Source organism: Gelidibacter sp. (assembly GCF_053579655.1).
This window is the reverse complement of the sequence record NZ_JBMDWE010000035.1, coordinates 1-22,360: the sequence shown is the minus strand read 5'-3', so window position 1 is coordinate 22,360 and position 22,360 is coordinate 1. Positions and strand designations below refer to the sequence as shown.

The following is a 22,360-nucleotide window of genomic DNA, read 5'->3' as shown; positions in this document are numbered from 1 at the left end:
ACTTTCAATTTCAATTTATATACCGATGCTATTTTGCCTAATAAGACAAATTTGATGACATTATTGTATGAATAAGAGTTCACAGATTTTATTTGTTACCACCTCTAGTCTAGCAACAAATCCTAGGTTAGTCAAAGAATTTGAAACTCTAAAGAAAAAATTTGACTGTCACGTTATTTGTTTTAAGCATCATGATTGGAGTTTTGCATTATCAGAAGAAATAAAATTAAGCAATCCCGAAGTTAACTTCCTTGAAATAGATAGAAATATTGCATTTTTAGAAACTATTATATCTAAAGTACTACATAAAATAGCAATTAGTTTAAATGGATTTTTTAGTCATAAGTTTACTATATCTGCTTTTGCCAGTAATGATAAAACGCCTCAATTGTGGTTTAGGACAAAGTACTTTTTAAGAAGTTATAACCCATCAAGGGTGATTGCACATAATTTAGGTGCTTTTTTTCCAGCGTTTAAAGCTTCTATTAAAACTGGCGTAAAACTACAATTAGATATTGAAGACTATCATCCTGGAGAAGAATTGTACTTTAATAAAAACCATGAATTGCAAAATAGGTTCTTGATTATGCAATCCACCTTTAATAAGGCTGATGTTATTACCTATGCTTCAGAAGGCATAAAATTAAAATGTGAAGAGGTTTTCAAACTGAAAGCTAAAACAAAGCGAGCAGTAATTATTAACGCGTTTAAGTCGGAAGATTTTACCCAACCAAATGTTTTAAAAGAAGAATTCAACTTTGTATGGTTCTCACAGAATATAAGTCCTAAAAGAGGTTTAGAAGAAGTATTTGGTGTTGCGAAGATATTTCCTCAGCTGAAATTTCATTTAATAGGAAAGCCCAATAATAATTTTATAGACGCCATGAAGCCTACTCAAAATGTAATCTTTCATCAACCGATGAGCCAAGACAAACTGCATCATTTTTTGTCTACAATGGATGTTGGTCTCGCATTGGAAGATAAAATGGGAGATGTTAATAAAGATATTTGTTTATCTAACAAATTTTTAGCCTATGCCCAAGCAGGACTCTATATACTCGCTACTGATACCTTTGGTCAAGCACATTTTTTAGAGCAACTGGGAAAACAGTCGGGAAAAATCATACAATTTACACTACAAGAAGAAATTAAGAAACTGGATAAAGGGATTTTTGAAATTAAGAATAAAATTGAGAGATGGGATCGGGCCAAGGCATTTTCATGGGAAAAGCAGAGTCTATTATTGAAAAACCTACTAAAATGAAAAATGTGTTAATTATATATCCACTATGGCATCCTTCAAATCTAGCTGGTGTTCATCGACCGAGATTGATTGGTAATTTTTTGCCGGAATTTGGATGGCATCCTATCATTCTTACGGTTAAGGAAGCGTTTTTTGAGGAAATACCCGACTTAGATTTTGAAAAGACATTTAAGGATCATTTTGAAGTCCATCGTGTCAATGCTATTCCATTAGGTAAAATTAGAATATTTGGAGATATTGGGATTCGATCCTTTTGGCAGCTTTATAAAGGCGCTAAAAAAATTATAACAGAAAATAAAATTGATTTTATTTGGATTCCGGTACCATCTTATTATCCAGCGTTACTAGGTAGAATACTCAATTCAAAATATAAAATTCCCTATGGAATTGATTATATAGACCCTTGGGTTCGAGACATGAAAAATTATCCGAATTCAGGCCTACGGCAGCGGTTGGCATTAGGTATTGCTCGAATTTTAGAACCCATAGCAGTAAAGAAGGCAAGTTTGATAAGTGGGGTAGCAAAAGCCTATTATCAAGGTGTTTTGGACAGAAATGATAAAAGAGCGAAGAAAGTAGATGTGGCCATGCCTTACGGTTTTGATCCTAATGACCATGTCTTAAAGCTAGATGTTGAAACTCCATGGAGCAATGAAAAAGATGTGATTCCATACATTTATGCTGGTACATTTTTGCCCAATTCAGCTCCTTTTTTTCATAAGTTCTTTGCTACTATAAAAAAGTTTCGGGATATGAACCAATGGAATGATCACATCAAACTTTATTTTATAGGTACCGGATTATATCCAGGGAAAACCATACAAGAGCTCGCCAATGATTTTGATCTTTCGGATGTTGTTATTGAAAAAAGAGACCGATTGCCATTTTTGAATATTCTTTATTTTTTGGGTCAAGCACAAGGGGTGTTGGCTATAGGAAGTCCATCACCGCATTATACAGCCTCTAAGATTTTTCAAGCTATTTTAAGCAAACGACCAGTATTTGCTTTTTTCCATGAAAAAAGTACAGTTGTTGATATTTTAAAGGAATGTAATGCAGATCAATTTTTGATGACCTATAATGATAATGATTCTGATGAAGATTTGGATATAAGACTTGAAAGAATTTTAAGAAGCTATTTCTTAAATGAGGTAAATTGGAATGTAAAGCTAGAATGTTTGGAAAAATATAGTGCAAGGGCATCAGCAAAAGTATTGGTTGGTGGTTTAAATAAAGTTTTAGGGAATAGTAATGTATAAAATATCATTCTTGCAATCCCATCCCATTCAATACCATTCGCCGCTCTATGATAAACTAGAGCAAAATAGATTGGTCGATCTAAAGGTTTATTATTGTACCAATTATGGTTTGAGTCAAAACGGAATACGCTTCCATCCTGAGTTTGGCGAACTCCCCAATTGGGATGTGGATTTAGTTGCTGGCCATACCCATGAGATCTTAGAAAATCAAGCATTTAAAAAGGGAATGTTCAATGGGTTTTTTGGCTTGATGAATTTAAGCATCTATGGCAAACTAAAAAAAGATAAGCCTGATGTTCTAGTTATCAATGGATGGAACTATTTTACAATGGTCTGGGCTGTTTTTTGTTGTAAGCTGTTGAAGATAAAAATATATGTTAGGGGAGATAACTCTATAGAGGGAGATAAGAGATTAGCGCGTTGGAAGAGAAAAGTAAAACACTTTCTCTATGGGATATTTTTGTTTCCGCTATATACTAAAATTGGTTATGTAGGCACAAAGAATAAGACTTTTTTTCAGTCTTACGGCATAAAAGAAGCTCAGCTTCTTCATCTTCCTCATGCCATAGATAATACAAAATTTGAGCATTATTATCGGGAACATAAGAATAACAAACTTGAAATACGCCACAAGTTAGACATTCCAAATAAATTTAATGTTCTATTTATTGGGAGGTTACATCCAGAAAAACGAATTTTTGATTTAATCGAGGCCGTTGGGAGAATTAGTGATAGAGTGCATCTTACCATTGTAGGTGATGGGAAGCTTTACGATGAAGTTAGGCTAGCTTGTGAAACATATCCACCCAACACCTTTAAAATGGTCGGATTTAAGAATCAAGGAGCCTTATTAGATTATTATATTACTGGAGATCTTATGGTATTACCAAGTGAATTGGAAACATGGGGTTTGGTTATTAATGAGGCCATGAATTTTAATTTGCCTATAATTCTATCAAACACCGTAGGATGTGTAGAAGATTTGTGCATGCAAGAGAATGGGTATATTTATAATATGGGAGACATCAATGACTTAACTTCAAAAATTGATTTCCTAGCTAAAAATCCAAAAATCGCAAAAAGAATGGGAATAGTAAGTGGAGAGATTATAAAAGATTATTCTTACGAATATATAATTGAGAATTTAATACAATCTTTGAAGTAAGTGAGTTGGATTTATGCACTGCTTTGCGGAAAACGAGTTTATGAATTTGCGATATCATCAAATGTAGAATGATTGGTGATGATGTAAAATAAAATAGAAGTCATTTTTTTTGTTTTCATTTCAAATTATTTATTTCTAAATTAAATTGATTTTAAAAATGAGATTAGCTTATATTACAAATACAAGTTTGAAGGAGTCAAGTGGAGGTGGTTCTGGAGTTAATTTTGCGACTTATAATCACCTGAAGGATTCCTTTGACACTGATTACTATTTAATAAATCCGAGACAAGATTTTAAGTCAAAAGTCACATCGGTAATATTGAAAAAGCTTCATCTAAAAAGGAATTATCATCATTTTTCCGATTTTAGATTAAATAATGTGGCCAAGCAGTTTCAAGATATAAGAGGTGATTTTGATGCCTATTTTTTTCATGGTTTTACCCAGTGGATTGATACTAATCCTATAAAGCCGTATTTTTGCTTTAATGATGCTTGTTTTGCAACTTATGTGGAGATTTATAATGATAAGAAGGAATTTCAAAGCAATGATTTAAATAGAATTTATAAGAAAGAAGCGAAATGGTTAAAAAACGCTGAGAAAGTCTTTTTCAGATCAGAATGGGCTTTAAACGAAACTAAAAAAGCTTACAATCTTGAAGGTGAAAATTTTCTGAATGTTGGAGTAGGAGGGTTCATAGATATTCCCGAACGTGATATTTATAAGTCAGATTATAAATTTCTTTTTATATCTAGAGAGTTTAAACCTAAAGGTGGAGAGGTGGTGTTAAAAGCTTTTAGAGTTGTAAAAGAGAAATATACAAATATCGAAATCAACGTGGTTGGAGATGCCCCTCCAGAGGGTTTTATCAATGATTATGGTGTTCGTTACATCGGCTTTGTGGATAAAAAAAACGAAGTGGAGAAAAGGAAATTATTAGAAATATTCAACTCTTCATTCGCTTTATTACACCCAACTAAAAAAGATATCAACCCTTTAGTATTGATTGAATTAGCTTATTATGGCTGTCCAGCCATTTCTTCAAATTCTTTTGCTATACCAGAATATATTATTGATGGTCAAACAGGTTTCTTGCTCCAAGATGAAACAGATGAACAAGAACTAGCGGAAAAAATGGAATATCTCATTGTTAATAGAGATGCATACTTGAATATGCGTAAAATGGCGAGAAGAAATGCTATTAAGAATAACACTTGGAATGCTGTTGGTAATCGGATTGTAAACGTGATAAATAATAAATAGAGTCATGACAATTTTAATTCTCCATTACCGATCAAAACATCTATACCCACCATTACTAAACATGACATCTTATTTAGAAGCCAATAGCGTAGATTACAAGTTGTTGACAAGAAAGGAGCTGAGAATTACAAGCTCTAATATTGCTAATAAATTAATAAGTTTTTTGGATTATTTTATTTACACGTTAAAAGCACTTTTATATTTGATGTCCCATCCTAAAAATGTTTTCTATTTTGAGTCAATAAGTGTATTTCCGCTGTTGCTTTTTAAAAAAGTCTTTGGATTATTAAATACTAATATCTTTGTTCATTACCATGAGTATTTCTCGAAAGAAGACTATAAAAAGCAATCGTTTTTTGAACGCTTAGGAAGAAAATATGAGCTTCCGATTTTGAAAAATGCGAAGTGGATTTCTCATACAAATAAAAATCGGTTAAAATTTTTTGAAAATGATTTTCCGACTTTAGACGCCTCAAAATTCAATGTCATGCCTAATTATCCGTCAAAATTATGGCTAATTAATACTCCTAAGTATAATTCGAAAGAAACACTAAAGGAGGCCGAAGTAATCCGACTTTTGTATATAGGTTCACTTTCATTTGAAGGATTATACTTAAATGAAGTATTGACACAATTTGGTAATAATAATAAATTTGAAATTACTTTTTATTCGCATACATCTAATAAAAATATTATTGATACCTTAAAATCTTATCAGAACGTTAAATTCAAAGGGAGTATTCAATATGAAAATATTCCTAAATTAACGGGAAAATATGATGTAGGATTAGTACTCTATAAAGGTAATTCTATAAATGTCAGATATTGTGCACCAAATAAAATATTTGAGTATTTGGCTTTAGACTTAGATGTTTGGTGCTCTGATAAATTAATTACTGCTAAAGATTATATTATTGACAAAACTTTTCCAAAAATGATCATAGTTGACTATACGAACTTAGAAACATTTGATTTTCGTGAAGCAATGAACAAGATAGGATTAAATTACAAACAAAGTCCATACTTTTGTGAAGAAGTATATTATAACTTATTAGAAAAACTTGATGAAAGTACTAATACCTAATTATTGTCTTAATGATAGTTTTGTTGACAACGTTTCTTTTACTTTGCAACAAATGGGTCATGAAGTTATTCATATGGGAACGATCTCTGTGAGTAAATCCTATTCCAAAATTTATCGTGCCGTCAAGGATATACAGAGTAAAATATTCCCACAATTATCTAATCAGGAAAAGTTCATTTTAGAAACCATTCGTACTACAAAGATTGATTTGATGATTTCCTTGACACAAAGCTTAGACGAAGCGGTTCTTTTTGAATGTAAGAAAAAAGGAATTATTACAGTGTCATGGTGGGGTGATCCTGCGGCCAATATGACTAAAAGAGGTGTACTCTCAGAATATTTGGATTTTGTTTATATAAAAGACGCCTATGCTGCCCATAAAGTGAAGAGTTTGGGTATTAATGCAGAACAACTTTTGGAAGCCATGAATCCTGCCTGGCATAAGCCTACATATCAGCAATCAAATAATGAGTTGGTCATTGCTGGTTCTTTTTATGATTATAGACAGTTTATTACAAAAAAGTTAATTCAGGACGAAGTTGAATTAGGTTTGTATGGTCCGCCACCTCCAAATTGGGCGTACAAGGAAATTATAAAAAATCACACTAAAAAATTTATAACTAAAGAGCAAAAATCTAAAATATTTGGAAGTGGCTTGGGGGTCTTAAATACAAGCCCTATGAGAGAGTTTGACTCTGTTAACTGTCGAGCCTTCGAAATTGCAGGTTGCGGCGGCCTTCATATTTTGGATAACAGAAAATCTATCGAAGATTGTTTTGAACCAGGTAAAGAGGTATTAATTTTCAATTGCTATGATGAATTACTTGAGATTTTAGATAAGGCTAAAAGATTTCCAGACGAAATGAAAAAAATTCGAGAAGCAGGTGCTAAAAGAGCACATAGCGATCATACTTATGAAATTAGATTAAATTATATACTATCAAAAATTTAAAAAATGTTTATACCCATATCACAACCCTCCATTACCCAAAAAGAGATTGATTATGTCACAGACGCCGTCAAATCCACTTGGGTCTCCAGTTTAGGTAAATATATTGACCGTTTTGAAGCTGAGTTTGCTGATTTTTGCCAATCTCGTTATGCAGTTTCTGTGAGTAATGGTACCGTGGCCATTCAATTGGCGCTCACTGCTCATGGCATCGGAGAAGGCGATGAGGTCATCATGCCCAACCTGTCGTTTATTGCTACTGCAAATGCTGTTTTACATTGCAATGCTACACCAGTTTTTGCAGATATAGACGAATTTAATTTATGTATTGATCCAAAAAGCATAGAGGCTTTGATTACTCCAAAAACAAAAGCCATTATGCCAGTCCATTTGTATGGGCATCCAGCTCAAATGGATGTCATTTTGGAAATAGCTAACAAGCATGGCTTATGGGTCATTGAAGATGCTGCAGAAGCTCATGGTGCTAAAGTTCACGGGAAACGTGTAGGCTCTTGGGGGCATTGTGCGACTTTCAGTTTTTATGGCAATAAAAATCTGACCACTGGAGAAGGAGGCATGATCACCACTGATGACGAAGATTTCTACAATCGCTGTAAATATTTGAGAGATCATGCTATGAGTAAAGAAAAGCGGTATTGGCATACAGCAGCGGGGTTTAACTTTAGGTTGACGAATATCCAAGCAGCGCTTGGCTGTGCACAATTGGAACGCATTGATGACTTTATGAAAAAACGCCAAGTTATCTTTGATTGGTACACTAAATACTTGGGTAAGATTGATGGTGTCAATTTAAATAATACCGAGGAATGGGCTGAAAATGCCTATTGGTTAATCTGTTTAGAAAATAAAAAATGGAACTGGGAGACGCGAGAGAAATTCATGACAGAACTTAAGAAACGCGATGTGGATTCACGTCCTTTTTTCTATCCGATGTCGCAAATGCCCTATTTGAAAGATGTTAATCATACCCCCGTAACGGATCGAGTTTACCAACAAGGCATTAATCTTCCAACATATTATGACCTCAAAGAAGAACAGGTGAAGTTTGTGTGTGATGTTTTAATCCAACTGCTTAATGAGTAATCATTTTGGTAAACTAGTGGAGTCTTTTCTTCGCCCAATTTCTGGTGGTATAGGCAGGAAACTGCGCTATATGTATTACAGGAAAAAATTTAAATCGTGCGGAGAAAATGTCATTATAGATGAAGGGGTGTATTTCGAAAACTATCACATGATAAGTATTGGACATAATGTCTGGATAGATAGAAATACTATTTTTTTGGGAGGCGCTTTTAATGCCACAGATAGGCAATTTTACCAATCTGGAAAAAGTGAAATTCCGTGGGGAATGTTGTCTTTAGCAAATGGCGTGCATATCGCTCCATTTAGTTTAATTCAGTCTCACGGTGGCGTTTCAATTGGAGAAAATGTGACGATAGCCTCTGGAAGCAAAATTTACAGTCTTTCACATCATTACAGAAACCTGAATGATAAAGAAGATAAAAAAAGATATTCATTTTCCACAATGGCAGATAAGAAAGATCAGTTTATGATTGTTGGAAATGTCATTATTGGTGATAGAGCTGCCATTGGATTGAACTCCGTTTTATTGCCGGGCACTGTAGTTCCTGAAGGCACATGGATTGGCGTCATGAGCACTCTAAATAGTAATGATATACTAACGCCCAATTCAATTTTCCATAAAAAATAATTTGCATGAAAAAAATATTATACCTCTCTCCTGGCTGTTTTGATAAAGGCGGGATTAGTCGTTATAATCGCTATCAAATTAGTGCATTGCGTGAAATAGTGGATGCCAATAATGTTAGGGTGTTTTCGCTTTTGGCTCCAGAGGAAGGTGGGTTTGAAGAACCGTTTGAAGTCTATTGGCATGGATCAGGTATTTCAAAATTGAGTAAACTAAACTACATTATTAAGGTTTTACAAGCTGTTTATTTTTGGAAACCGGACATCATCTGGTTAGGACATGTGAACCTCACCGAGATTTTAGTGCGTTTTAAGCTTTTTAATAGAGCAAAAAGTATCCTAAACGTTTATGGGTTGGAAGTCTGGAGTGGTTTACGTCCCAAAGTAGAAGAAGGGTTTAAAAAAGTAGATCATGTTGTTTCTGATTGTCATTTTACAGCAACCTATATTGAAGAAAATGGATTTAGAGCAACGAATTCCACCGAGGTGATTTGGGATTGTGTTGATTTGGAGAAATTCTCACCTTCAAATTCGAAGGCTGAAGACGATTTTTATGAAAGGTATAATTTGCCAAATCCAATAGATTCACCTTGGATTTTAACGCTTGGACGTTTGTCGTTTACAGCAGCTCACAAAGGCTATGAACGTTTAATTGAAGTGTTTTCAAAAATTGTCAAGACTGATAACAAATCAGTCTTAGTTTTTGGTGGGAAGGGCGACATGATTGACCACTTAAAAAAATTAGCTAAAGAGTATAATGTTTCTAATCGGGTCTATTTTTCTGGAATGATTCATGAAGACGATTTGCCAAGATTTTACAGAGTAGCTCGCGTCTTTTCATTGGTTTCCGATCGAGGTGTGGGTAGAGGAGAAGGCATCCCCTTAACTCCTCTAGAAGCTATGGCTTGCGGGTCTCCTATTATTGTAGGTAATCAAGATGGTTCCCAAGAGGCCGTTTTTATGGAAAAGAATGGCTATTGTATAGATCCTTTTGATTTAGAGAAACATCATTTATGTATAAAAAGTTTAATTGATAATGATTTGAAATTTGATCAGATGTCAAAAAGTGCTATAGACATCGCGCGCGAACACTTTTCCTATGAGGGCTTTAGAGAAAAACATAAGCAATTTTTGAATAGAATTAATGACTGAATACATTCTTATCATTGCGTTCTTTTTTTTCTGCTATAGGCTTGTTAAAAATATGGGCAAATCCTTTCCCTTATTTGAGTTGACAGCCCTATTGTATGTACTTCAGTATGGTATTGCGCCTATGTTGGAGTATAAATATGGAGAACTTGGCAGTATGGCTGTGCCTATCGAACAATATTTGCCATTTGCCACGTATGCAAGTTTATCTTTTATCGCTGGTCTATTTGTGTTTAGACCTAAATTAAAATTAAAGCCTCTGCAAATTGATCCTGAAATGGCATCAATATTGGGGCGAATCTTTTTTGCAATTGGCATTATAAGCAGTCTTGCAATGCTGGTTCTTCCCTATTCTTTAAGATCCATTGTGACGTTTTTCATTATATTGAAATGGCCTGGGGTATTTAGTTTAATCTTTTCAGAAAAGAAGATTGATAAATTATTTGTCATTATTGTGTTTTTAGAAATAGCTGTGTCTTCGATTTTGAATGCACTGTTAATAGAGTTTATCGTTTTCTCTATTTTCATATTGATGTATATTAGTCTTCGTTACAAAATTTCTAATAAGATTAAAATTACAGTAGCTTTAACAGGCATGCTGTTCTTAACTGTTTATCAGGGCATAAAGGCTGAATATAGAAGAGTGGTTTGGGAGCAAGAAATATCCTTTGAAGAAAAAACAGCTTTGCTTTCAGAATTAATAACATTCAGTTCTATACAAGAAACATTTAATGAAGATATTGATAATAATGACTCGGTGCTACAAACTATTAGTAGGTTAAATCAGGGTTTTCAGACGTCAATGGTAATGGGTCATGTTCCAAACAATGTGCCTTTTGAAAATGGAACGGCATTGATGGAAGATATAGCTTCTTCAATAGTACCACGGTTTTTATACCCAGACAAACGTGAAGTGAACGACTATCAACGGTTCAATTACTATACGGGCTATAGTTTAAACTCATCTACATCAATGAGTATTGGTGTTATTGGTGATATTTATATTAATTTTGGATTTTACGGTTCGATAGTAGCCCTCTTTTTATTAGGCATGTTTTTTTCCAGAATTTCACTTTGGTTTTATAATGCATATATCAGCAATAATATGTTAAACCTTATTTGGTTGCCTTTTTTATTCAGTTATCTTATAAGACCCGGAAACGAATTTTACATGGTTTTGAATCACTTGATAAAAGGGCTTATTGTATTTTTTATTGTTAGAGGCTTCTTGTATCGATATCTTCAGAAAAATATATTAAACAAATAACCACCTATTGAAACGACAAAGTATTCTTATTACGATAGATTGGTTTTTACCTGGTACAAAATCTGGAGGCCCTGTGCGTTCTTATGCTAATATGATAGATCATCTGGGAAAATACCATGATTTTTTTATTATTACTAGAGATAGCGATTATTGTTCTAATGAAGTTTATGATTCGATCGTATCTAATTCTTGGAACCAATTGAATGATTACACTTCAGTATATTATTTTTCGAAGGAAAACTTAAACAAAAAAAACCTTAAAACTCTGTTAGAATCAACAGAGTTTGATATCCTCTATATCAATGGCATTTACAGTTGGTTTTTTTCAATCGTACCTTTATTGGTAAGTGACAAAAAACAGAAAACTATTGTAGCAGCCAGAGGGATGTTAAATCCACAAGCGTTTTCCGTTAAAGGGTTTAAGAAGAAGTTGTTTTTGAAGCTAGCGGTTCTTTTCGATCTTTATAAGAAGGTTACTTTTCATGCCACAAATGCTGATGAAGCTAGTTTTATAAAATCAATTATTGGTAAGAATAGTTTAATACATATTGCATCTAATCTACCTCGTGGACTGAATCCTAATTTTCAACAAAAACACGAAAAACGGAATCCTGTTAGGTTTATAAATGTTGCAAGAATTTCTATTGAAAAGGGAACATTAGTAATGCTTCGAGCTTTGGAGCATATTAAGTATCCTTTGGTTTTAGATCTTTATGGACCTATTTATGACCAAGATTATTGGGTGAAGTGCCAAAATGTAATATCTCAATTACCTGATCATATCAGAGTATCCTATAAAGATGTTTTAGACAGTGAAAAAATACCGGATGTATTAATTGACTATGACTTTTTTGTTTTGCTTTCTGAAGGTGAAAATTTCGGACATGCCATCCTTGAGGCCCTCTCTAGTGGACTGCCTGTTTTAATATCAGATCAAACACCTTGGAAGGCGTTAGCATCTAAATGGGTAGGTTGGGATGTTGATATCAAAAATCAAAATAACATTATTGAAGCATTTAATACGGCCATTCAAATGTCGGATTCTGAATATGCAATATGGTCAAAGTCGGCATTTAAGTATGCTGATGCATTTATCAATAATCCAGAAGTACTAGAACAAAATAAAGCTTTATTTTTGAATCCTTTAAATTAAAACATGAACCGAGCGTGCTACAAGTTTATCTTTAAGGAGCTGTTCAATAGCGAACTGCAAGTCTGTACTGAGCGAAGTCGAAGTATGTCAACTAATAAAACAATATAAGATACACATGAATCGAACTTGCTACAAGGTTATCTTTAAGGATATGTTCTGTAGCGAACTGCAAGTCTGTACTGAGCGAAGTCGAAGTATGTTAACTAATTAACAATATAAAACACACATGAACCGAGCTTGCTACAAGGTTATCTTTAAGGATATGTTCAATAGCGAACTGCAAGTCTGTACTGAGCGAAGTCGAAGTATGTCAACTAATAAAACAATATAAATTCACATGAACCGAGCTTGCTATAAGGATATCTTTAAGGAGATGTTCAATAGCGAACTGCAAGTCTGTACTGAGCGAAGTCGAAGTATGTCAACTAATAAAACAATATAAATTCACATGAACCGAGCTTGCTATAAGGATATCTTTAAGGAGATGTTCAATAGCGAACGGCATGTGTCAACTAATAAACAATATAATATTCACATGAAACGAATACTAATTACAGGAGGTGCAGGGTTTGTCGGGTCCCATTTATGCGAACGCTTATTAAATGAGGGCAATGAAGTTATTTGCTTGGACAACTATTTTACAGGCTCAAAGAAAAACATTGAGCATCTCATGGATAACAAGTATTTTGAGTTGGTGAGACATGATGTCATCAATCCGTATATGATTGAGGTAGATGAAATTTACAATTTGGCCTGTCCAGCCTCTCCGGTGCATTACCAATACAATCCCATAAAAACGATTAAAACTTCTGTCATGGGCGCCATCAATATGTTAGGTTTGGCAAAACGTGTCAATGCTAAAATATTACAAGCATCGACTAGTGAGGTGTACGGCGATCCGGCAGTGCATCCACAACCCGAAACCTATTGGGGAAATGTGAATCCAATCGGGTTACGTTCCTGCTATGATGAAGGTAAGCGATGTGCCGAAACCTTGTTTATGGATTATCATATTCAAAATGAAGTGAAAATAAAGATCATTCGAATTTTTAATACCTACGGCCCCAATATGAATCCACATGATGGGCGCGTGGTTTCTAACTTTATTGTGCAAGCATTAAAAGGGCAAGACATTACAATTTTTGGTCAAGGGACTCAAACGCGAAGTTTTCAATATGTAGATGATTTAGTGGAAGGCACCATTAGAATGATGAACAGTAGGGATGGCTTTACAGGACCTGTAAATATTGGTAACCCTGTAGAATTTACCATGTTGGAATTGGCTGAAAACGTCATCAAATTGACCAACTCCAAATCGAAATTGGTGTATAGGCCTTTGCCACAGGATGACCCGTTACAACGTCAACCTTTAATTGATTTAGCAAAAAAGGAACTCAATGGTTGGGAGCCTAAAGTACAACTGGAGGAAGGATTGAAAAGCACTATTGCATATTTTGATAATTTATTAAAACAAGTATAAGACCATGTATATTTTAGGAATAAATGCCTATCACGCGGATAGCTCTGCAGCATTATTAAAAAATGGTGAAGTAATTTATGCCACTGAAGAAGAACGTTTTGAACGCATTAAACATTGGGCAGGATTACCATTAAAATCAATTGCATTCTGTTTGGAGGCTGAAGGCATATCAATACATGATGTGAAAGCTATTTGCATTGGGCGTGATCCTAAAGCCAAGTTAAAAAATAAAATAAAATATACCCTCAGCAATAGGAAAATAGCATTGGGAATGTTTAAGCAACGATTTTCCAATAGGAATGATTTGCAGTCCATTGAAGAACTGATAAAAGAAAGCTTTGGCTATTGTCCTCCTATTAAATACATAGAACACCATCGTGCGCATTTGGCATCGGCATTCTTTTCTAGTCCTTTTGATGAAGCTACTGTAGTCTCTATTGATGGATCGGGTGATTTTTCAACAGTAATGATTGGAAAGGCTAAAAACAATACAATTGAGGTTATAGAATCTCAAGATTTTCCAGTGAGCATAGGCATTTTTTACTCGGCATTTACTCAGTTTTTAGGATTTCCATATTATGGAGATGAATATAAGGTCATGGGTTTATCCCCTTATGGTCAGCCTACTTTCTTAGAAGAAATGCGCAAAGTAATATGGTCTGGAAAAAAAACTATTTTAGAATGGGATAAAAGTTATTTTGATCTTGAAGGGGGTGTCATATCCTATGATAATAATATGCCAGTAGTCAGTACCTTGTTTAAACAAGAAAAATTGGAACCTATATTTGGTAAGAGAAAATCGAAAACAGATACTTTTGAGCAGCGTCATAAAGATATAGCGAGTAGTGTTCAAAAAAGAACCGAAGAACTCATTTTTGAAATATTGACACGGGCTTTTGAGCTTACTGGTTTAGAGAATGTATGTATTGCTGGCGGGGTTGCCCAAAATAGTGTTGCCAATGGTAAAGTTTTAGAAAACACACCTTTTAAACATTTGTATATACCAAGTGCAGGCCACGATGCCGGGATTTCCATGGGAGCTGCACAGTATTATTATTTCAATGATTTAAAAAACGATCGTATTGCTCCCCTATACAACGCTAATTTAGGTATTTCCTTTACCAATGATCAAGTAAAGACCATTTTGGACGAAATGAATTTAGAGGCCGAATTTATGGAAGATGACGAACTGTTTAGTTTTTTAGCTGATAAAATAAGCTCCAGTGCCGTGGTGGGCTTTTTTGATGGAAGGGCTGAATTCGGTCCACGAGCTTTAGGAAGTCGTTCTATTTTGGCTGACCCTCGTAACGAGAAAGCACAACAATTACTAAATGAAAAAATAAAAAAACGCGAGTCTTTCAGACCCTTTGCTCCTAGTATTTTAGAGGAATTTGGTTCGACGTATTTTGACAATTATCAATTTACTCCCTTTATGGAACGGGTTTTGCCAATAAAGGAGGAAATGCGGTCAACTATTCCGGCTGTAACTCACGTTGATGGTAGTGGCAGATTGCAGTCGGTTAGCAAAGAATTACGCCCTCGGTATCACGCCTTAATTACAAAGTTTTACGAAAAGACCGGAGTGCCTATTCTTATAAATACATCGTTTAATGAAAATGAACCAGTGGTTAATCATCCAAAAGAAGCTTTAGATTGTTTTTTTAGAACTAATCTAGATGTTTTAGTATTGCAAAATTATGTTCTGGTAAAATAGCTTTTGCAACAATGAAAATCTCGATCATAACAGCCACTTATAACAGTGCCAAGACCTTGGAAGCGTGCATGGACTCTGTGCTGCAGCAATCTTATAAGGACATTGAATACATCATTATTGACGGTAACTCCAAAGATGACACCCTTCAGGTCATCAAATCAAAAGCGGAGAAACACGCTAATATTATATATGTTTCGGAGCCCGATAAGGGAATTTACGATGCCTTGAATAAAGGAATCGCTAAAGCTACTGGTGATGTTGTTGGGTTTGTCCATTCTGATGATTTTCTTGCAGATACAACGATAGTCTCTCAAATTGCCGAGGCTTTCAAAGCTGAAGTTGTTGATGGTATATTCGGGAATCTGCACTATGTTCAGTTTAATGATACAGATAAAATTGTCCGTAACTGGGTCAGTCAACCTTTTTATCCGAAATTGTTGAATCGCGGATGGATGCCTGCTCATCCAACACTGTTCCTAAAAAGAGAGGTCTATCAAACTTATGGACACTTTAACTTAGAGTATAAAATTGCGGCCGACTATGATTTCATACTTCGCGTATTCAGACAAGAGCATCATACTTTTAAATACTTGCCTTTAACCATCACCAAAATGCGAGTAGGAGGTGCCAGTAATCGAAGTCTCAAGAATCTTATTCAAAAAACAAAAGAAGATTTTCGAGCGGTCACCACGAATAAAATAAGCTTTCCACTAAGTGTCGTACTTCAAAAGAATCTCTCCAAAATTCCGCAGTGGTTTTCAAAATAATGGAGTTTGAGTTAAATAATAGATGGCTTTGCGTTAATACCCTGTTGAAAAGTGATTTAATTTAGAGAAAATTCTGAACCTCATATAATCGACAAAGTTGATTTAAAACTCAAAATATTGTGACAATTAACACTTTACACCTATATTTACTGATATTTGGATTAGTCATATACCCAAGTAAACCTAAGCTTAAATTGCTATGATTCAAGAACTTCTCACGTATTTCAACCCGCTCGACTACTTAGTGATTTGGTTATTTACAGCCTTCATTATTGCACTTTTTGTTTCTTGGAACACATTTCCAGCAATCTTTATGATCTCTGTAAAAAAACAGCTTATGGACGAACCGGGGTTAAGAAGTGTACATTCTAAGAGGACGCCTAACCTAGGTGGTATTGCCATCTATGTGAGTTTGGTTGTGGTCATAACAACGCTTGGTGCACTATTAAATACTAAGGTGCTTTTATTAGTATTGGGAGGGATGACCATCTTATTTTTTTTAGGCCTGAAAGATGACTTACTTGTGCTGTCTCCTAATAAAAAATTTTTGGGGCAGATAATGGCAGCAATGGTATTAATCATATTTACAGACACACGAATTATTGGTTTTTTTGGTTTTTTTGGAATTACAACCTTACCGTACTGGTTGTCTGTGCTTTTTACATTATTTGTTTATGTATTGATCATTAATGCTTATAATCTGATCGACGGAGTAGATGGTTTAGCGGGTAGTTTAGCATTATTTGCTTGTGCGGCATTTGGCTATATCTTCTTGAAAACTGAAGATGTCAGTATGGCCACTATAGCGGTTGCCACGATGGGGTCTTTGATACCATTTTTGAGGTTAAACTTTTCTGAAAAAAGAAAAATTTTTATGGGTGACACCGGTTCGATGATTATTGGATTTTTGATTTCTTTTTTCGTAGTGAGATTTCTCAGTGAAGCACAAATGTTCAGGAAATCAATCTATTATAATTCAGCTCCTGTTTTAGCGCTTGCCATTGTGTTTTTTCCACTTTTGGATACCTTTCGTGTCTTTTTTATTCGTGTAGTATTTCATAGAAAAAGTCCGTTTTCTGCCGATCAGAACCATTTGCACCATGGTTTTCTTAAAATGGGGTATTCGCATGTTCAAACTACGGCCTGTATCGTGATCATTAATGTGGTCTTATTTGTATTGGCGGTTTGGTTTAGGGATTTTGAAATCCATTTGCAATTGATCCTTTTGCTTTCTATTGGAACTATTTTGTATTCTGCTGTTTTTATTTATCATTGGATTTTAAATTTAAATTCCAAGTCTGAAATGAACAGAAGAGATACGCTGATTTAGTTTCATTAAAAAAAAACACCTTACTTTTGTGCCTTACTTGTACAAAATTCTATATTTAAACAACCCAAGATCGTTATAATGAAACATTTTTTATTAATAATGGTGGCCTTGATTTTTTTTAATTCTTGTGCCACTAAAAAAGAAATTCTTTATTTTCAGGATTCAGAGCAATACAATAATACCACAATAAATTATGCTAAGCCAACGCTTCAGCCTAATGATATCCTCAAAATTACTGTAGGAGCGCTTGTTGCGGAAACTGCTATTCCCTACAATAGAATATCTCCTGGAGGAAATGTGTCGTCTTCTGTTGATTTGATGAAGTTGGAAGGGTATTTAGTGACTGAAAACAATACGATAAACTTTCCGCAATTAGGGGTCATTTCAACTAAGGATAAAACTACTGAGAAATTGCAAGAAGTATTGACAAAGTTATTGGAGGATGGCGGCCATCTTAAAAAACCAACGGTCAATGTGAGACTACTTAATGCTAAGGTTACGGTTCTGGGAGAGGTCAATTCACCCGGAACCTATAATTTTACCGAAGAAAGTGTCACCCTATTGCAAGCTTTGGGATTAGCTGGAGATTTGACCATTAATGGAAAACGGGAGGATGTGCTATTAATTAGAGAAACAGATGGCGTCTTTAAAACCACACATTTAAACTTAACTTCTGCGGCGCTCTTAACCAGTCCGTATTACTTTGTAAAACCCAATGATGTCATTATGATTAACCCTAATGGGCCTAAAGTTAAGAGTTCGGGTTTTGTGGGTAATGTAGGCACTTTCATTTCTGTGTTTTCCATAATATTGAGTACGGTGATTTTAATAACAAGATAAGAATGAATCAAGAAAGAGTTAATGCCGCTACTGGAAAATCGGATCAAGGAGAGCTTATAAAGTATGAGGTTAAAAAATATTTGCGCTATTGGTTTTGGTTTTTAATTATTGCCCTCATAGCTATTAGCACCGCCTTTATCTATTTGAGATATACCCCTAATATTTATAAAACCGCTTCCAAAATTCAAATTCTAAACAAAAATAAAGGCATTGAAATGCCTTCTTCTGCATTTGTTTTTAGTCGGTCTACTATAAATTTGGAAAATGAAATTGAGGTTATCAAGTCTTTGCGTATTAGTGAATTGGTGGTCAGGAATCTTGATTTGACCATGGCTTTCTATGAAAAAGGGAATGTGAGAACTTCTGAAATAGCCGGATTTCCATTCAGTCTTACCAAAACAATTCCTAACGATAGCATTAAATCTCACCAATCCTTTAAAATTTTGATAGAAGATAAGGGTTTCGAAGTGTATAGAGGGAATTCAGAGAAGCCCATAATATTTCCGAATTTTAGTTCTTATAATGTGAGTCATGATTTGCCTTTTGAATTGGAGGCAGGTAGTTTAAATAGCATTAAACAATATAAGGGGAAAACATATATCTTCAGACTTTCGCCAGTTACAGCCGCAGCAAAAAATTTAAAAGGTAGCTTAGCGGTTTCTGTTTTGGGGAGAGATAGTGATCTTTTACAGCTAAGTCTTAGTGGTGAAAGCAAGCAAAAATCCGAGCGCATCCTTAATGAAGTGATTTCAGTATTTAATATAGATGGCATTGTGGACCGACAGGAGGTTTCTAAACGGACCATTGCTTTTATTGATGAACGTTTTGAATTGTTAGCAGGTGAATTGGATTCCATAGAAGGGAACAAGCGAGACTATAAACAGGACAATAATTTTTTCAATGTGGAATCTGATGCAGCCTTGGGGATTTCTCAACGTACAGAGGTAGAGAATGAAGTATTTGCCATTGAAAGTCAAATTTTACTTTCCAACATGTTAGCAGAATCCTTGGACATTCGACATAGTAACTATCAATTGCTGCCAGCCAATATTGGGATTTCGAGCGTTAAAACGAATGAGCTCATAAGCACATATAATACATTGATTTTCGAACGTGACAATTACTTAACCAGTGGCGGGGAAAACAATCCAATGGTACGGACCCTTAATGAAAAGCTGAAAGATCTGGCAATGAACATTAATAATTCATTATCTGTTTACAAATCACAGTTGCAATCTACTAAAAATCAGTTGATTAAAAGAAATGCTAAATTTTCATCGCAAGTTTCTGCTATTCCTGCAAAAGAGAAAATTATGCGTTCCATTGAACGTCAGCAGGCTATTAAGGAAACCCTCTATCTGTTTTTACTTCAAAAGCGTGAGGAAGCTGGAATCAATTTAGCCATTACAGAACCTTCAATTAAGGTAGTTGAATACGCTATTTCTGGAGGTCCACCAATATCACCAAACAGAAAAAATGTGTATCTCATGGCATTTGTGGTTGGTTTCCTTGTTCCTTTTGGAGTTATTTATGTTAGTATTTTGTTGGATACAAAGGTTCAAGGAAAAAAAGATGTTGAATTAAGGGTTCCCAAAATTACTGTCTTAGCGGAGCTTCCTAAAATTAAAGATGAGAACTTAGTATTTGCTGATCCAACGGACCGCACAACGCAAGCGGAAGCTTTTAGGATATTGAGTTCAAATATCAATTACGTTTTACCTAGTGTATCTGGTAAAGGGAAAGTTGTTTATATAACTTCTACAATTAAAGGTGAGGGTAAAACTTATGCAGGAATCAACCTGTCCTTAGCGCTAGCAAGCTTAAACAAAAAAGTTTTGCTTATAGGAGCTGATTTACGAAACCCCCAAATCCATAATTATACAATTCCGCAATTGGACAAAAATGAGGCAGGTCTATCCAATTATTTATATGATGATACTTTTGATTGGCGAAAGGCTTTGATTAAAGGTTTTCCAAAACATCCAGATCATGATACTTTACTTTCTGGACCCATACCCCCAAATCCAGCCCATTTACTGACTAATGGTCGTTTTGAACAACTAGTGAATGATGCCAAAGAAGTCTATGACTATATTATAGTAGATACGGCACCTACAATCTTGGTAACGGATACTTTATTAATTTCAGGGCTGGCTGATGCTACTTTGTATATGGTTCGTGCTGGAGTAACTGAGAAAAACCTACTTGATTTTTCTAAAAATCTTAGTGAAACAGGACGGTTAAAGAATATGGCCTACGTTATAAACGGTGTTGGCGCGAGTAGAGCTTACGGATATAGCTACAATTATGGTTATGGCTATGGTTATAACAGCGAAGATTAATCTAAAAGTATACTAATATAGGTCCGGTTCGAACTTTAGGTATGGATTGGACTTTTTTTTTTGAATCTGTGAACTACATTGATCGGTTGTCAGATTAAATTCTTCGAAACGGTGTTGGCGCGAGTAGAGCTTACGGATATAGCTACAATTACGGTTATGGCTATGGTTATAGCAGCGAAGATTAATACAAGTATACGAATATCTGTCCGGTTCGACCTTTAGGTTTGGATCGGATTTTTTTATAAATGTCTTTAGATTCCTCAATTATTTGTGATTCTTCTAGGGCTGAAATGCATGATGGTTAACTTTTTAAGACGCTAAATTATCACCTAAAATAGTAATTTGTATACTTTACTGATGGCTATCATCTTTCCAAATTCAATTTATTTTAAAACATCCAACTACTATTCCGCTCTGGCTATTGATGCTTTTTTACACTGATTTTCCAGTCCATTGTAACAGTCATTACTGCGCACCTCATCCATAATACCTCATTCATAACTTGAACTTCCTGGGTTAGAGTGTGCGTGTATGAGTTAATTAAGTCATTGATAAATCTAGTAGCGATGTCCTTTGTGGCGCTTTGTGCTCCCTTCGCGCAACTTTGTGTCATAGCTTTCAAGTCAACGAAATCCAATTCCCGCACACTAGGTAGATATTCGTGGATATTAACTCTGACTGCTCCTAAGTTTTCTCTCCTTGAATATCCTCTAAGATCTATTTTCTGCCAACTGAAGACTGAATACTGCTGACTGAGGCAACCCACTCACTACCCACTACCTACTACCCACTGCCTCCCCCTCGAAACCTGACATATATCATTCCCTACTCCACTATAATACGATAAATTTATCATAGAATTATAAAACTAAAAGCCATGAAAAATATCCAACTTGTATCGTCCATAATGTCTACCAAAATTATCAAACTCAAAAAAGATGATGATTTGGAGAAGGCAGAACATCTGTTCAAAAAACATAAGATCCGACATATCCCGGTGGTTGAGGGCAAATCCATTATAGGGATGTTGAGCTACACCGATTTATTGCGAATTAGCTTCGTCGATGCTGTTGATGATGATGGGGAAATTGAAAGCTTGGTCTATAATATGTTTACTATAGAACAAGTGATGGCCAAAAATGTGGTCTCGGTAACTTCAACGACCAGTATTAAGGAAGTCGCGCAAATTTTGGCCAAAAAGGAATTTCACGCTTTACCTGTGGTTGATGACGATGAATTAGTCGGGATTGTGACTACTACGGATTTGATTAAATTTTTGATTATTTATTTGTAGAAAATAGAGGGTAGGTGGTAGAGGGTAGTGGAAAGTTGGATGACCGATGACAGATTAGGTAAGACAACCAATCAATGAAGTTCATAGAGGAAATAAAAGCCAATATAAATCACGGAAAATCATAAAAAATCAGTGTCATCAGCGTTCTATTATAAATCTGCCGATGAATCGATGATTTCAGCAGGCAGCATTTGCCGTGCCAATCCGTGAAATTCGTGTCTAAAAATACGTTGCTCGTTTAAACACATCGGTAACCTTCTCTTCTTTGGAGTGGAAAATCAACCCAGCTTGATCAAAATTGAGATTGATCCCTT

The 22,360-nt window shown here is 34.9% G+C and carries 18 protein-coding genes; all 18 read left to right on the top strand.

Features of this window, described 5'->3' with window-relative positions; translation table 11 throughout:
- Window positions 1–67: 67 nt before the first annotated feature.
- The 18 genes from ACOH2D_RS15130 to ACOH2D_RS15045 all read left to right on the top strand — a co-directional run bounded on the left by ACOH2D_RS15130 (window position 68) and on the right by ACOH2D_RS15045 (window position 22,046).
- Window positions 68–1,264, top strand: a complete 1,197-nt coding sequence (locus ACOH2D_RS15130; RefSeq protein WP_449535739.1) for a glycosyltransferase family protein — start codon at window positions 68–70, stop codon at window positions 1,262–1,264.
- Window positions 1,261–2,523: a glycosyltransferase family protein gene (locus tag ACOH2D_RS15125; protein ID WP_449535738.1), complete on the top strand. Its 1,263-nt coding sequence runs from the start codon at window positions 1,261–1,263 to the stop codon at window positions 2,521–2,523. The genes ACOH2D_RS15130 and ACOH2D_RS15125 overlap by 4 nt, the downstream gene beginning before the upstream one ends.
- Complete coding sequence (locus ACOH2D_RS15120; protein WP_449535737.1) at window positions 2,516–3,688, top strand: glycosyltransferase family 4 protein; 1,173 nt, start codon at window positions 2,516–2,518, stop codon at window positions 3,686–3,688. The genes ACOH2D_RS15125 and ACOH2D_RS15120 overlap by 8 nt, the downstream gene beginning before the upstream one ends.
- Window positions 3,689–3,845: 157 nt before the next feature.
- Entirely contained in the window at window positions 3,846–4,949 is a 1,104-nt protein-coding gene (locus ACOH2D_RS15115; RefSeq protein WP_449535736.1) for a glycosyltransferase family 4 protein, read from the top strand.
- 61 nt (window positions 4,950–5,010) lie between these two features.
- On the top strand, window positions 5,011–6,033 hold the full coding sequence (locus ACOH2D_RS15110) for a glycosyltransferase family protein (protein ID WP_449535735.1): 1,023 nt from the start codon (window positions 5,011–5,013) through the stop codon (window positions 6,031–6,033).
- Window positions 6,014–6,985 carry a CgeB family protein gene (locus ACOH2D_RS15105; RefSeq protein ID WP_449535734.1) on the top strand — a complete coding sequence of 324 codons (972 nt, stop codon included), beginning with the start codon at window positions 6,014–6,016 and terminating at the stop codon, window positions 6,983–6,985. The genes ACOH2D_RS15110 and ACOH2D_RS15105 overlap by 20 nt, the downstream gene beginning before the upstream one ends.
- A 3-nt stretch (window positions 6,986–6,988) precedes the next feature.
- Complete coding sequence (locus tag ACOH2D_RS15100; RefSeq protein WP_449535733.1) at window positions 6,989–8,086, top strand: DegT/DnrJ/EryC1/StrS family aminotransferase; 1,098 nt, start codon at window positions 6,989–6,991, stop codon at window positions 8,084–8,086.
- Window positions 8,079–8,714, top strand: coding sequence for an acyltransferase (locus ACOH2D_RS15095; protein WP_449535732.1), 636 nt, complete (start codon window positions 8,079–8,081; stop codon window positions 8,712–8,714). The genes ACOH2D_RS15100 and ACOH2D_RS15095 overlap by 8 nt, the downstream gene beginning before the upstream one ends.
- Window positions 8,715–8,719: 5 nt before the next feature.
- Complete coding sequence (locus ACOH2D_RS15090; protein ID WP_449535731.1) at window positions 8,720–9,862, top strand: glycosyltransferase family 4 protein; 1,143 nt, start codon at window positions 8,720–8,722, stop codon at window positions 9,860–9,862.
- Between the two features lie 52 nt (window positions 9,863–9,914).
- Complete coding sequence (locus tag ACOH2D_RS15085) at window positions 9,915–11,126, top strand: hypothetical protein (protein WP_449535730.1); 1,212 nt, start codon at window positions 9,915–9,917, stop codon at window positions 11,124–11,126.
- Between the two features lie 7 nt (window positions 11,127–11,133).
- Window positions 11,134–12,279, top strand: coding sequence for a glycosyltransferase (locus ACOH2D_RS15080; RefSeq protein ID WP_449535729.1), 1,146 nt, complete (start codon window positions 11,134–11,136; stop codon window positions 12,277–12,279).
- Between the two features lie 535 nt (window positions 12,280–12,814).
- Window positions 12,815–13,759: a UDP-glucuronic acid decarboxylase family protein gene (locus ACOH2D_RS15075; RefSeq protein ID WP_449535728.1), complete on the top strand. Its 945-nt coding sequence runs from the start codon at window positions 12,815–12,817 to the stop codon at window positions 13,757–13,759.
- 4 nt (window positions 13,760–13,763) lie between these two features.
- On the top strand, window positions 13,764–15,473 hold the full coding sequence (locus ACOH2D_RS15070) for a carbamoyltransferase family protein (protein WP_449535727.1): 1,710 nt from the start codon (window positions 13,764–13,766) through the stop codon (window positions 15,471–15,473).
- A gap of 11 nt (window positions 15,474–15,484) precedes the next feature.
- A complete protein-coding gene (locus ACOH2D_RS15065) occupies window positions 15,485–16,240 on the top strand; it encodes a glycosyltransferase family 2 protein (protein WP_449535726.1) in 756 nt (251 codons plus the stop codon).
- A 199-nt stretch (window positions 16,241–16,439) separates the two neighbouring features.
- Complete coding sequence (locus ACOH2D_RS15060; RefSeq protein ID WP_449535725.1) at window positions 16,440–17,570, top strand: MraY family glycosyltransferase; 1,131 nt, start codon at window positions 16,440–16,442, stop codon at window positions 17,568–17,570.
- 78 nt (window positions 17,571–17,648) lie between these two features.
- Window positions 17,649–18,410, top strand: a complete 762-nt coding sequence (locus tag ACOH2D_RS15055) for a polysaccharide biosynthesis/export family protein (RefSeq protein ID WP_449535724.1) — start codon at window positions 17,649–17,651, stop codon at window positions 18,408–18,410.
- Window positions 18,411–18,412: 2 nt separating this feature from the next.
- Window positions 18,413–20,752: a GumC family protein gene (locus ACOH2D_RS15050; RefSeq protein ID WP_449535723.1), complete on the top strand. Its 2,340-nt coding sequence runs from the start codon at window positions 18,413–18,415 to the stop codon at window positions 20,750–20,752.
- A gap of 877 nt (window positions 20,753–21,629) precedes the next feature.
- Window positions 21,630–22,046 carry a CBS domain-containing protein gene (locus tag ACOH2D_RS15045; RefSeq protein ID WP_449535722.1) on the top strand — a complete coding sequence of 139 codons (417 nt, stop codon included), beginning with the start codon at window positions 21,630–21,632 and terminating at the stop codon, window positions 22,044–22,046.
- Window positions 22,047–22,360: the final 314 nt, after the last annotated feature.